11 protein-coding genes and 4 tRNA genes are annotated in these 13,113 nt (G+C 52.9%); 14 read left to right on the forward strand and 1 reads right to left on the reverse strand.

Translation table 11 applies throughout. The annotated features are described in order from the left end of the window. The first annotated feature begins 10 nt into the window (after nt 1-10). Together dppD and dppF are read left to right on the forward strand one after the other, a co-directional pair. The gene (gene dppD, locus OKF39_RS01915; protein ID WP_041911597.1) at nt 11-994 is read left to right on the forward strand and encodes a dipeptide ABC transporter ATP-binding protein; all 984 of its coding nucleotides are present in this window, start codon (nt 11-13) and stop codon (nt 992-994) included. Continuing rightward, a complete protein-coding gene (dppF, locus tag OKF39_RS01920) occupies nt 991-2,004 on the forward strand; it encodes a dipeptide ABC transporter ATP-binding subunit DppF (RefSeq protein ID WP_045260007.1) in 1,014 nt (337 codons plus the stop codon). The genes dppD and dppF overlap by 4 nt, the downstream gene beginning before the upstream one ends. Before the next feature lie 45 nt (nt 2,005-2,049). Here dppF and coaA read toward each other — a convergent pair whose 3' ends face one another. Continuing rightward, entirely contained in the window at nt 2,050-3,000 is a 951-nt protein-coding gene (gene coaA, locus OKF39_RS01925; RefSeq protein ID WP_032644951.1) for a type I pantothenate kinase, read from the reverse strand. Between the two features lie 317 nt (nt 3,001-3,317). Here coaA and OKF39_RS01930 point away from each other — a divergent pair. The 12 genes from OKF39_RS01930 to rpoB all read left to right on the forward strand — a co-directional run bounded on the left by OKF39_RS01930 (nt 3,318) and on the right by rpoB (nt 13,081). Further along, nucleotides 3,318-3,393: transfer RNA gene (locus tag OKF39_RS01930), tRNA-Thr, on the forward strand. An 8-nt stretch (nt 3,394-3,401) separates the two neighbouring features. After that, nucleotides 3,402-3,486 (forward strand) — tRNA-Tyr (locus tag OKF39_RS01935). 117 nt (nt 3,487-3,603) lie between these two features. Next, nucleotides 3,604-3,678 (forward strand) — tRNA-Gly (locus tag OKF39_RS01940). 6 nt (nt 3,679-3,684) lie between these two features. After that, nucleotides 3,685-3,760 (forward strand) — tRNA-Thr (locus OKF39_RS01945). Between the two features lie 118 nt (nt 3,761-3,878). Beyond that, nucleotides 3,879-5,063 carry an elongation factor Tu gene (tuf, locus tag OKF39_RS01950; RefSeq protein WP_023309456.1) on the forward strand — a complete coding sequence of 395 codons (1,185 nt, stop codon included), beginning with the start codon at nt 3,879-3,881 and terminating at the stop codon, nt 5,061-5,063. Nucleotides 5,064-5,290: 227 nt separating this feature from the next. After that, the gene (gene secE / locus OKF39_RS01955; protein ID WP_003862342.1) at nt 5,291-5,674 is read left to right on the forward strand and encodes a preprotein translocase subunit SecE; all 384 of its coding nucleotides are present in this window, start codon (nt 5,291-5,293) and stop codon (nt 5,672-5,674) included. Between the two features lies 1 nt (nt 5,675). Next, a complete protein-coding gene (gene nusG / locus OKF39_RS01960) occupies nt 5,676-6,221 on the forward strand; it encodes a transcription termination/antitermination protein NusG (RefSeq protein ID WP_003862341.1) in 546 nt (181 codons plus the stop codon). Between the two features lie 156 nt (nt 6,222-6,377). Continuing rightward, nucleotides 6,378-6,806: a 50S ribosomal protein L11 gene (rplK, locus tag OKF39_RS01965; RefSeq protein WP_008503452.1), complete on the forward strand. Its 429-nt coding sequence runs from the start codon at nt 6,378-6,380 to the stop codon at nt 6,804-6,806. A 3-nt stretch (nt 6,807-6,809) separates the two neighbouring features. Next, complete coding sequence (rplA, locus tag OKF39_RS01970; protein ID WP_006810530.1) at nt 6,810-7,514, forward strand: 50S ribosomal protein L1; 705 nt, start codon at nt 6,810-6,812, stop codon at nt 7,512-7,514. 289 nt (nt 7,515-7,803) lie between these two features. After that, nucleotides 7,804-8,301, forward strand: a complete 498-nt coding sequence (gene rplJ / locus OKF39_RS01975; protein ID WP_003862338.1) for a 50S ribosomal protein L10 — start codon at nt 7,804-7,806, stop codon at nt 8,299-8,301. Nucleotides 8,302-8,367: 66 nt separating this feature from the next. Continuing rightward, nucleotides 8,368-8,733 (forward strand): 50S ribosomal protein L7/L12, encoded by a 366-nt coding sequence (gene rplL, locus OKF39_RS01980; protein WP_002445276.1) that lies wholly within the window; start codon nt 8,368-8,370, stop codon nt 8,731-8,733. Between the two features lie 319 nt (nt 8,734-9,052). After that, nucleotides 9,053-13,081 (forward strand): DNA-directed RNA polymerase subunit beta, encoded by a 4,029-nt coding sequence (gene rpoB / locus OKF39_RS01985; protein ID WP_015569976.1) that lies wholly within the window; start codon nt 9,053-9,055, stop codon nt 13,079-13,081. The last annotated feature ends 32 nt before the right edge of the window (nt 13,082-13,113 follow it).

Here is a 13,113-nt window from a genome sequence, read left to right on the forward strand (position 1 = left end):
GAGGCACGAGATGGCGTTATTAAATGTAGATAAATTATCGGTGCACTTCGGCGACGAAGGCACCCCGTTTCGCGCCGTGGACCGCATCAGCTACAGCGTCAATCAGGGCGAAGTGGTTGGTATCGTCGGGGAGTCCGGTTCCGGTAAGTCGGTGAGTTCACTGGCAATCATGGGGCTGATTGATTACCCGGGCCGCGTGATGGCGGAAAACCTGCAGTTCAACGGTCAGGACCTGAAGCGCATTTCTGAGAAACAGCGCCGCCAGCTGGTGGGCGCCGAAGTGGCGATGATCTTCCAGGACCCGATGACCAGCCTGAATCCGTGCTACACGGTTGGCTTCCAGATTATGGAAGCGATTAAGGTGCACCAGGGTGGTAACAAGAAAACCCGTCGCCAGCGCGCGATCGACCTGCTGAACCAGGTGGGTATTCCTGACCCGGCATCGCGGCTGGACGTATACCCGCACCAGCTTTCCGGTGGGATGAGCCAGCGCGTGATGATCGCCATGGCGATTGCCTGTCGACCAAAGCTGCTGATTGCGGATGAGCCGACAACGGCGCTGGATGTGACCATTCAGGCGCAAATCATCGAGCTGCTGCTGGAGTTGCAGCAGAAAGAGAACATGGCGCTGGTGCTGATTACGCACGATCTGGCGCTGGTGGCCGAAGCGGCACACAAGATCATCGTGATGTACGCGGGCCAGGTGGTTGAGACCGGAAATTCGCACGATATCTTCCGCGCGCCGCGTCACCCGTATACCCAGGCACTGCTGCGCGCGCTGCCGGAGTTTGCTCAGGACAAAGCGCGTCTGGCGTCGCTGCCGGGCGTGGTTCCGGGCAAATACGACCGTCCGCAGGGCTGTCTGCTTAATCCGCGCTGCCCGTATGCGACGGACAAATGCCGCGTTGAGGAGCCAGAGCTGAATCTGCTGGCCGACGGTCGACAGTCAAAATGCCACTACCCACTCGATGATGCCGGGAGGCCAACACTATGAGTACGCAACAGGCCACCACGCAACAACCGCTGTTGCAGGCCATCGACCTGAAAAAACACTACCCGGTGAAAAAGGGGATTTTTGCCCCTGAGCGCCTGGTGAAAGCGCTGGACGGCGTCTCCTTTAACCTCGAACGCGGTAAAACGCTGGCGGTGGTGGGGGAGTCAGGCTGCGGGAAATCGACGCTGGGCCGTCTGCTGACGATGATTGAAGTCCCGACCGGCGGTGAGCTTTATTATCAGGGCCAGGATCTGCTCAAGCACGATCCGCAGGCGCAGAAGCTGCGCCGCCAGAAAATCCAGATTGTGTTCCAGAATCCGTACGGTTCTTTGAACCCGCGTAAAAAAGTGGGACAGATCCTGGAAGAGCCCCTGCTGATTAACAGCAATCTGAGCAAAGAGCAGCGCCGTGAAAAAGCGCTGGCGATGATGGCGAAGGTCGGCCTCAAAACCGAGCATTACGACCGCTACCCGCATATGTTCTCCGGCGGCCAGCGTCAGCGTATCGCCATCGCCCGCGGGCTGATGCTCGATCCGGACGTAGTGATTGCCGATGAGCCGGTTTCGGCGCTCGACGTGTCCGTGCGCGCGCAGGTGCTGAACCTGATGATGGATCTCCAGCAGGATCTGGGGCTGTCTTATGTGTTCATCTCTCACGACCTGTCGGTGGTAGAGCATATTGCCGATGAAGTGATGGTGATGTATCTGGGGCGCTGCGTGGAGAAGGGGACCAAAGAGCAGATCTTTAGTAATCCTCGTCATCCGTACACCCAGGCGCTGCTGTCTGCGACGCCGCGTCTGAACCCGGACGATCGTCGCGAGCGCATTAAGCTGACGGGTGAACTGCCAAGTCCGCTGAATCCGCCGCCGGGGTGTGCCTTCAACGCGCGCTGCAGCCGCCGCTTTGGCCCGTGCACCCAGCTTCAGCCGCAGCTGAAGGATTATGGCGGTCAGCTGGTTGCCTGCTTTGCGGTCGATCAGGATGAAAATGGCGAGAAGCCGCACGCATAACGAAAAAAAACCGGCGCTAAGCCGGTTTTTTTTATGTCTGCCTGACTATTTTCGCAGGCGAATCTGGTCGACGGCGTGCTTCTCGCTCTTGGTGAGGATCAGGCTCGCACGCTCGCGCGTCGGGAGGATGTTCTCTTTGAGGTTCACGTAGTTGATCTCATTCCACAGCCCCCTGGCCACATTAATGGCCTCTTCTTCAGAAAGCTGGGCGTAGTGGTGGAAATAGGAGTCCGGGTCGGTGAATGCCCCTTCGCGGAACTTCAGGAAGCGGTTGATATACCAGTTCTGCAGCAGATCTTCCGGCGCATCAACATAGATAGAGAAATCGACGAAATCCGAAACGAACACATGATGCGGGTCATGAGGATAGTCCATGCCGCTTTGCAGCACGTTCAAACCTTCAAGGATCAGGATATCCGGCTGGACTACCGTTTTATCCCCATCCGGGATGCGGTCGTAAATCAGGTGTGAATAGACCGGCGCCGTGACGTGCGGCACGCCAGATTTCAGGTCAGAGACAAATTTTACCAGACGGTGCATATCATAAGAGAGCGGGAAGCCCTTCTTCTTCATCAGCCCGCGTTCTTTTAAGACCTCGTTCGGGTGCAGGAAGCCGTCGGTGGTGATCAACTCAACGCTGCGGTGTTCCGGCCAGCGGCTCAGCAGCGCCTGCAGCACGCGTGCGGTAGTGCTTTTACCCACGGCCACGCTGCCCGCAATACTAATGATATAAGGAATGCGCTGACCATTGGTTCCGAGGAACTGCTCCAGCACCGCCTGACGGCGCAGGTTGGAGCTGATATAGAAGTTAAGCAAGCGAGAGAGGGGGAGATAAATTTCTGCCACCTCTTCCAGGGACAGATCTTCGTTTATCCCTTTTAACCGTGCGATTTCACCTTCCGTCAGCGTCATAGGGACGGAATCACGCAGGGCAGCCCACTGGCTGCGGTTAAAGTGAAGATAAGGCGTCATTAACGTTTGCTCTTTTTTGCTCATAAGCATGCTTCAGTGAGCCAGCGCTATGCTGCCGGGACGTGGCTCATCACACAGTTAATTTTGGACAATGGGCAGGAGGTTAACACCAGATGGCGGGAATAATAAGAAAAAAGATGGAAAGCGCTGCGTTACGCGGAAGCCGTCACGCTACGGTGTATGCGATGTAAATCATGCCTGTATGTTGATTATTTGACCCGTAATGGCTACTTTTACATCGCTTAGCGCTGCGTTCGCATAAAATGTGAGCGAAAGAACGTTTTATGCAAATTTTTAGTTGCATGACCGCGCAGGTATCCATAGAATGCGCGCTACTTGATGCCGACTTAGCTCAGTAGGTAGAGCAACTGACTTGTAATCAGTAGGTCACCAGTTCGATTCCGGTAGTCGGCACCATCAAGTCCGGTGGGGTTCCCGAGCGGCCAAAGGGAGCAGACTGTAAATCTGCCGTCACAGACTTCGAAGGTTCGAATCCTTCCCCCACCACCACTTTCTGGCAGCGTAAATGCCGCCGGAGCTGGTTGGAAAAATTAGCCAGCTCAAACTGAAAAAGAGAGAAATCTCTTTTTTTGTTACAGAAAGAACTGGGTAGCCGAGTTTCAGGATGCGGGCATCGTATAATGGCTATTACCTCAGCCTTCCAAGCTGATGATGCGGGTTCGATTCCCGCTGCCCGCTCCAATACGTGCTGATATGGCTCAGTTGGTAGAGCGCACCCTTGGTAAGGGTGAGGTCCCCAGTTCGACTCTGGGTATCAGCACCACTTCACTTCTCCTTCCCGTTTCTCTCTGTTTCAATTTTACTGTATTCAACAATTCAGGCATTTCGCCTGGTTGATGTGGTGATATCACCGATTTATCCGTGTCTTAGAGGGACAATCGATGTCTAAAGAAAAGTTTGAACGTACAAAACCGCACGTTAACGTCGGTACTATCGGCCACGTTGACCATGGTAAAACAACGCTGACCGCTGCAATCACTACCGTTCTGGCTAAAACCTACGGTGGTTCTGCTCGTGCATTCGACCAGATCGATAACGCACCAGAAGAAAAAGCTCGTGGTATCACCATCAACACCTCTCACGTTGAGTACGACACCCCGACTCGCCACTACGCACACGTAGACTGCCCAGGCCACGCCGACTATGTTAAAAACATGATCACCGGTGCTGCGCAGATGGACGGCGCGATCCTGGTTGTTGCTGCGACTGACGGCCCAATGCCTCAGACTCGTGAGCACATCCTGCTGGGTCGTCAGGTAGGCGTTCCTTTCATCATCGTGTTCCTGAACAAATGCGACATGGTTGATGACGAAGAGCTGCTGGAACTGGTAGAGATGGAAGTTCGTGAACTGCTGTCTCAGTACGATTTCCCGGGCGACGACACTCCAATCGTTCGTGGTTCCGCGCTGAAAGCGCTGGAAGGCGACGCTGAGTGGGAAGCGAAAATCATCGAACTGGCTGGCTTCCTGGATTCTTACATCCCAGAACCAGAGCGTGCGATTGACAAGCCATTCCTGCTGCCAATCGAAGACGTATTCTCCATCTCCGGTCGTGGTACCGTTGTTACCGGTCGTGTAGAGCGCGGTATCATCAAAGTTGGTGAAGAAGTTGAAATCGTTGGTATCAAAGAGACTGCGAAGTCTACCTGTACTGGCGTTGAAATGTTCCGCAAACTGCTGGACGAAGGCCGTGCTGGTGAGAACGTTGGTGTTCTGCTGCGTGGTATCAAACGTGAAGAAATCGAACGTGGTCAGGTTCTGGCGAAGCCAGGCTCAATCAAGCCACACACCAAGTTCGAATCTGAAGTGTACATCCTGTCCAAAGACGAAGGCGGCCGTCATACTCCGTTCTTCAAAGGCTACCGTCCACAGTTCTACTTCCGTACAACTGACGTGACCGGTACCATCGAACTGCCAGAAGGCGTAGAGATGGTAATGCCAGGCGACAACATCAAGATGGTTGTGACTCTGATCCACCCAATCGCGATGGACGACGGTCTGCGTTTCGCAATCCGTGAAGGCGGCCGTACCGTTGGCGCGGGCGTTGTTGCTAAAGTTCTCGGCTAATCGCTGATAACATTTGACGCAATGCGCAATAAAAGGGCATCATTTGATGCCCTTTTTGCACGCTTTCACATCAGAACCTGGCTCATCAGTGATTAATTTTGTCATAATCATTGCTGAGACAGGCTCTGCGGAGAGCGTATAATACGAAAAGCGAATAGCATTTCGATTGGTTTGCCTCGCACTCGCGGGGTGAAAATGTTTGTAGAATACTTCTGACAGGTTGGTTTATGAGTGCGAATACCGAAGCTCAAGGGAGCGGGCGCGGCCTGGAAGCGATGAAATGGGTAGTTGTAGCCGTGCTGCTGATTGTGGCGATTGTCGGCAACTATCTTTATCGTGACATGATGCTGCCGCTACGCGCGCTTGCAGTGGTAATTCTGATTGCTGCGGCGGGTGGTGTCGCGCTGTTGACGACAAAAGGCAAAGCGACCGTTGCGTTTGCCCGCGAAGCGCGTACCGAAGTCCGCAAGGTCATTTGGCCGACTCGCCAGGAAACATTGCACACCACGCTGATCGTAGCGGCGGTTACCGCTGTAATGTCACTGATCCTGTGGGGACTGGATGGTATTCTGGTTCGCCTGGTATCCTTTATCACTGGCCTGAGGTTCTGAGATGTCTGAAGCCCCTAAAAAGCGCTGGTACGTCGTTCAGGCGTTTTCCGGTTTTGAAGGCCGCGTAGCAACGTCGCTGCGTGAGCATATCAAATTACACAACATGGAAGAGTTGTTTGGCGAAGTTATGGTTCCGACCGAAGAAGTGGTTGAGATCCGTGGCGGCCAGCGTCGCAAAAGCGAGCGCAAATTCTTCCCGGGTTACGTGCTGGTTCAGATGGTTATGAACGACGCGAGCTGGCACCTGGTGCGCAGCGTGCCGCGTGTGATGGGCTTTATCGGCGGCACGTCTGACCGTCCGGCGCCAATCAGCGACAAAGAAGTTGATGCGATTATGAACCGCCTGCAGCAGGTGGGTGATAAGCCGCGTCCGAAAACGCTGTTTGAACCGGGTGAAATGGTTCGTGTTAATGACGGTCCGTTTGCTGACTTTAATGGCGTGGTTGAAGAAGTGGACTATGAGAAGTCCCGCCTGAAAGTTTCTGTTTCTATCTTCGGTCGTGCGACCCCGGTAGAGCTGGACTTTGCCCAGGTAGAAAAAGCCTAAGCAGCGATCAAAAAAGCGACGATTTAATCGTTGCACAAGGCGCGGGATTGGAATACAATTTCGCGCCTTTTGTTTTTATGGGTCCCTGCCCGTAAAACGAATTTTATTCACGGGGAGCCTCCCTGAGGCGCTATTACCCAATCAGAGGATTTTAGAATGGCTAAGAAAGTACAAGCCTACGTCAAGCTGCAGGTTGCAGCTGGTATGGCGAACCCAAGTCCACCAGTTGGTCCAGCTCTGGGTCAGCAGGGTGTGAACATCATGGAATTCTGTAAAGCGTTCAACGCAAAAACTGAATCCCTGGAAAAAGGTCTGCCAATCCCAGTCGTAATCACTGTTTACGCTGACCGTTCTTTCACTTTCGTTACCAAAACCCCTCCAGCAGCAGTTCTGCTGAAGAAAGCGGCTGGTATCAAGTCTGGTTCCGGTAAACCGAACAAAGACAAAGTGGGTAAAATTTCCCGCGCTCAGCTGCAGGAAATCGCGCAGACCAAAGCTGCCGACATGACTGGTGCCGACATTGAAGCGATGACTCGCTCCATCGAAGGTACTGCACGTTCCATGGGCCTGGTAGTGGAGGACTAAGAAATGGCTAAACTGACCAAGCGCATGTCCGTGATCCGTGACAAAGTTGATGCGACCAAACAGTACGACATCAACGAAGCTATTGCTCTGCTGAAAGAACTGGCGACTGCTAAGTTCGTTGAAAGCGTTGACGTTGCCGTTAACCTGGGCATCGATGCTCGTAAATCCGATCAGAACGTTCGTGGCGCAACTGTACTGCCACACGGTACTGGCCGTTCCGTTCGCGTAGCTGTATTTGCTCAGGGTGCAAACGCTGAAGCTGCTAAAGCTGCCGGCGCTGAACTGGTAGGTATGGAAGATCTGGCTGATCAGATCAAGAAAGGCGAGATGAACTTTGACGTTGTTATTGCTTCTCCAGATGCAATGCGCGTTGTTGGCCAGCTGGGCCAGGTTCTGGGTCCACGCGGCCTGATGCCAAACCCGAAAGTGGGTACTGTAACCCCTAACGTTGCTGAAGCGGTTAAGAACGCTAAAGCAGGTCAGGTTCGTTACCGTAACGACAAAAACGGCATCATCCACACCACCATCGGTAAAGTGGACTTTGACGCTGACAAACTGAAAGAAAACCTGGAAGCTCTGCTGGTTGCGCTGAAAAAAGCTAAACCAACTCAGGCGAAAGGCGTGTACATCAAGAAAGTTAGCATCTCCACCACCATGGGTGCAGGTGTTGCAGTTGACCAGGCTGGCCTGAGCGCTGCTGCAAACTAATGCCTTTACGTGGGCGGTGATTTTGTCTACAATCTTACCCCCACGTTTGCTAACGAAAGTTAGCGGCTAAAAGATTTGTTCGTTGGAGCCTGGCCTATCCAGGCCTCCGTCGAAGACCGCAGGTGTTTCGCAAGAAACTTAATCCCCTGCGTAGACGGTGACAGAACGCTAAGATTATTTTTAATACTCTGGCTTGTTTCTGCTCACCGTATTAAGACGCTCTTCCCGTTGGGTTGAGTGAAGTGAGTTCCGGAACATGAGTTCCGGCAAACATCCAGGAGCAAAGCTAATGGCTTTAAATCTTCAAGACAAACAAGCGATTGTTGCTGAAGTCAGCGAAGTAGCCAAAGGCGCGCTGTCTGCAGTAGTTGCGGATTCCCGTGGCGTTACTGTAGACAAAATGACTGAACTGCGTAAAGCAGGTCGTGAAGCTGGCGTATACATGCGTGTTGTTCGTAACACCCTGCTGCGTCGCGTAGTTGAAGGTACTCAGTTCGAGTGCCTGAAAGACACGTTTGTTGGTCCGACCCTGATTGCATACTCTATGGAACACCCGGGCGCTGCTGCTCGTCTGTTCAAAGAGTTCGCGAAAGCGAATGCAAAATTTGAGGTCAAAGCTGCAGCCTTTGAAGGTGAGTTGATCCCGGCATCGCAAATCGATCGCCTGGCAACCCTGCCGACCTACGAAGAAGCAATTGCACGCCTGATGGCAACCATGAAAGAAGCTGCGGCTGGCAAACTGGTTCGCACTCTGGCTGCTGTACGCGATGCGAAAGAAGCTGCTTAATCGCAGTTATCTTTATAAAGCATTTGCTTACGTATAAACTTATTCTGATTTTCAGGAACAATTTAAATGTCTATCACTAAAGATCAAATCATTGAAGCAGTTGCAGCTATGTCCGTAATGGACGTTGTAGAGCTGGTATCTGCAATGGAAGAAAAATTCGGTGTTTCTGCTGCTGCTGCTGTAGCTGTAGCTGCTGGCCCGGCTGAAGCTGCTGAAGAAAAAACTGAATTCGACGTAATTCTGAAAGCTGCTGGCGCGAACAAAGTTGCTGTTATCAAAGCAGTACGTGGCGCAACTGGCCTGGGTCTGAAAGAAGCTAAAGACCTGGTAGAATCTGCTCCAGCTGCGCTGAAAGAAGGCGTGAGCAAAGACGACGCAGAAGCACTGAAAAAATCTCTGGAAGAAGCTGGCGCTGAAGTTGAAGTTAAATAAGCCAACTTTTCTGGTTGCAGCCTAAGCAATTAGGCTGATGGCTGGTGACTTTTTAGTCACCAGCCTTTTTGCGCTGTAAGGCATCAGTAGCATTTCACACTGTTTGACTGCTGATTGTCCTGACAATGCTTGTTTCTATCGACGACTTAATATACTGCGACAGGGTGCTCGCTCTGTGTAAATCGCAATGAAATGGTTTAAGCGTGATAGCAACAGGTATTGCGGAAAGTATTCAATTTTCCGGTCCACAAAATGGTGTTGCACAAACTGTCCCTTCGTCGGACAGATGGGTCGACTTGTCAGCGAGCTGAGGAACCCTATGGTTTACTCCTATACCGAGAAAAAACGTATTCGTAAGGATTTTGGTAAACGTCCACAAGTTCTGGACATTCCATATCTCCTTTCTATCCAGCTTGACTCGTTCCAGAAGTTTATCGAGCAAGATCCTGAAGGGCAGTACGGTCTGGAAGCAGCCTTCCGTTCCGTGTTCCCGATTCAGAGCTACAGCGGTAACTCCGAGCTGCAGTACGTCAGCTACCGCCTTGGCGAACCGGTGTTTGACGTTCAGGAATGTCAGATCCGTGGCGTGACCTATTCCGCACCGCTGCGCGTAAAACTGCGTCTGGTGATCTACGAGCGCGAAGCGCCGGAAGGCACCGTAAAAGACATTAAAGAACAAGAAGTCTACATGGGTGAGATTCCACTCATGACAGACAACGGTACTTTCGTTATCAACGGTACTGAGCGTGTTATCGTTTCCCAGCTGCATCGTAGCCCGGGCGTCTTCTTCGACAGCGATAAAGGTAAAACACACTCTTCCGGTAAAGTACTGTATAACGCACGCATCATTCCTTACCGTGGTTCATGGCTGGACTTCGAGTTCGATCCAAAAGACAACCTGTTTGTCCGTATCGACCGTCGTCGTAAACTGCCTGCAACCATCATTCTGCGTGCACTGAACTATACCACTGAGCAGATCCTGGACCTGTTCTTTGAGAAAGTGATCTTTGAAATCCGCGACAACAAGCTGCAGATGGAGCTGGTGCCGGAACGTCTGCGTGGTGAGACCGCGTCGTTCGACATCGAAGCCGACGGCAAAGTGTATGTGGAAAAAGGTCGCCGTATCACCGCGCGCCACATCCGCCAGCTGGAAAAAGATGATATCAAACACATCGAAGTTCCGGTTGAATACATTGCAGGAAAAGTAGCCGCGAAAGATTACGTTGATGAATCAACTGGCGAGCTGATCTGCCCGGCGAACATGGAGCTGAGCCTGGATCTGCTGGCTAAGCTGAGCCAGTCTGGCCACAAACGTATCGAAACGCTGTTCACCAACGATCTGGACCACGGTCCGTACATCTCTGAGACTGTACGCGTCGACCCAACCAACGATCGTCTGAGCGCGCTGGTAGAAATCTACCGCATGATGCGCCCTGGTGAGCCACCAACTCGCGAAGCGGCTGAAAGCCTGTTCGAGAACCTGTTCTTCTCCGAAGACCGCTACGATCTGTCCGCGGTAGGTCGTATGAAGTTCAACCGTTCTCTGCTGCGCGACGAGATCGAAGGTTCCGGTATCCTGAGCAAAGACGACATCATCGAAGTGATGAAGAAGCTCATCGATATCCGTAACGGTAAAGGCGAAGTGGACGATATCGACCACCTCGGCAACCGTCGTATCCGTTCCGTTGGCGAAATGGCGGAAAACCAGTTCCGCGTTGGCCTGGTACGTGTAGAGCGTGCGGTGAAAGAGCGTCTGTCTCTGGGCGATCTGGATACCCTGATGCCTCAGGATATGATCAACGCCAAGCCGATTTCTGCAGCAGTGAAAGAGTTCTTCGGTTCCAGCCAGCTGTCCCAGTTCATGGACCAGAACAACCCGCTGTCTGAGATCACGCACAAACGTCGTATCTCTGCACTCGGCCCAGGCGGTCTGACCCGTGAACGTGCAGGCTTTGAAGTTCGAGACGTACACCCGACTCACTACGGTCGCGTGTGTCCAATCGAAACGCCTGAAGGTCCAAACATCGGTCTGATCAACTCCCTGTCCGTGTACGCACAGACGAACGAATACGGTTTCCTTGAGACCCCGTATCGTAAAGTGACCGACGGTGTGGTTACCGACGAAATTCATTACCTGTCTGCTATCGAAGAAGGCAACTACGTTATCGCTCAGGCGAACTCCAACCTGGATGACGAAGGCCACTTTGTAGAAGATCTGGTTACCTGCCGTAGCAAAGGCGAATCCAGCTTGTTCAGCCGCGACCAGGTTGACTACATGGACGTATCCACCCAGCAGGTGGTATCCGTCGGTGCGTCCCTGATCCCGTTCCTGGAACACGATGACGCCAACCGTGCATTGATGGGTGCGAACATGCAACGTCAGGCCGTTCCAACTCTGCGTGCTGATAAGCCGCTGGTTGGTACCGGTATGGAACGTGCTGTTGCCGTTGACTCCGGTGTTACTGCAGTTGCTAAGCGTGGCGGTACCGTTCAGTACGTTGACGCATCCCGTATCGTTATCAAAGTTAACGAAGACGAGATGTATCCGGGCGAAGCGGGTATCGACATCTACAACCTGACCAAATACACCCGTTCTAACCAGAACACCTGTATCAACCAGATGCCTTGCGTATCTCTGGGTGAGCCAGTTGAGCGCGGCGACGTGCTGGCAGACGGTCCGTCCACCGACCTCGGTGAACTGGCGCTCGGTCAGAACATGCGCGTAGCGTTCATGCCGTGGAACGGTTACAACTTCGAAGACTCCATCCTCGTCTCCGAGCGTGTGGTTCAGGAAGATCGTTTCACCACCATCCATATTCAGGAACTGGCCTGTGTGTCCCGTGACACCAAGCTGGGGCCAGAAGAGATCACTGCCGACATCCCTAACGTGGGTGAAGCTGCGCTCTCCAAGCTGGATGAATCCGGTATTGTTTACATCGGTGCGGAAGTGACCGGCGGCGACATTCTGGTAGGTAAGGTGACGCCGAAAGGTGAAACCCAGCTGACCCCAGAAGAGAAACTGCTGCGTGCTATCTTCGGTGAGAAAGCGTCTGACGTTAAAGACTCTTCTCTGCGCGTACCAAACGGTGTTTCCGGTACGGTTATCGACGTTCAGGTCTTCACTCGTGATGGCGTTGAGAAAGATAAGCGTGCGCTGGAAATCGAAGAGATGCAGCTCAAACAGGCTAAGAAAGACCTGTCTGAAGAACTGCAGATCCTCGAAGCAGGTCTGTTCAGCCGTATCTATGCGGTGCTGGTTGCCGGTGGCGTTGAAGCTGAGAAGCTCGACAAACTGCCACGCGATCGCTGGCTGGAACTCGGCCTGACCGACGAAGAGAAACAAAATCAGCTGGAACAGCTGGCTGAGCAGTATGACGAACTGAAACACGAGTTCGAGAAAAAACTCGAAGCGAAACGCCGCAAAATCACTCAGGGCGACGATCTGGCACCTGGCGTGCTGAAGATTGTTAAGGTGTATCTGGCCGTTAAACGTCAGATCCAGCCTGGTGATAAGATGGCAGGTCGTCACGGTAACAAGGGTGTTATCTCTAAGATCAACCCGATCGAAGATATGCCGCACGATGCTAACGGTACGCCGGTAGATATCGTACTGAACCCACTGGGCGTACCGTCTCGTATGAACATTGGTCAGATCCTGGAAACCCACCTGGGTATGGCTGCGAAAGGTATCGGCGACAAGATCAACGCCATGCTGAAACAGCAGCAGGAAGTCGCGAAACTGCGCGAATTCATCCAGCGTGCCTACGATCTGGGTACCGACGTGCGTCAGAAAGTCGACCTGAACACCTTCAGCGATGAAGAAGTGCTGCGTCTGGCAGAGAACCTGCGCAAAGGTATGCCAATTGCAACGCCGGTATTCGACGGTGCAAAAGAAGCTGAAATTAAAGAGCTGCTGCAACTGGGTGGTCTGCCAACGTCTGGTCAGATTACGCTGTTTGACGGCCGTACCGGTGAACAGTTTGAGCGTCCAGTAACCGTAGGTTACATGTACATGCTGAAACTGAACCACCTGGTCGACGACAAGATGCACGCTCGTTCTACCGGTTCTTACAGCCTGGTTACTCAGCAGCCGCTGGGTGGTAAGGCACAGTTCGGTGGTCAGCGCTTCGGGGAGATGGAAGTGTGGGCGCTGGAAGCATACGGCGCGGCATACACCCTGCAGGAAATGCTCACCGTTAAGTCTGATGACGTGAACGGTCGTACCAAGATGTATAAAAACATCGTGGACGGCAACCATCAGATGGAACCAGGCATGCCAGAATCCTTCAACGTACTGTTGAAAGAGATTCGTTCGCTGGGTATCAACATCGAACTGGAAGACGAGTAATTCTCGCTCAAACAGGTCACTGGTGCCGGGTT

This window comes from Enterobacter cloacae complex sp. HYC042_NIDB, assembly GCF_056673315.1.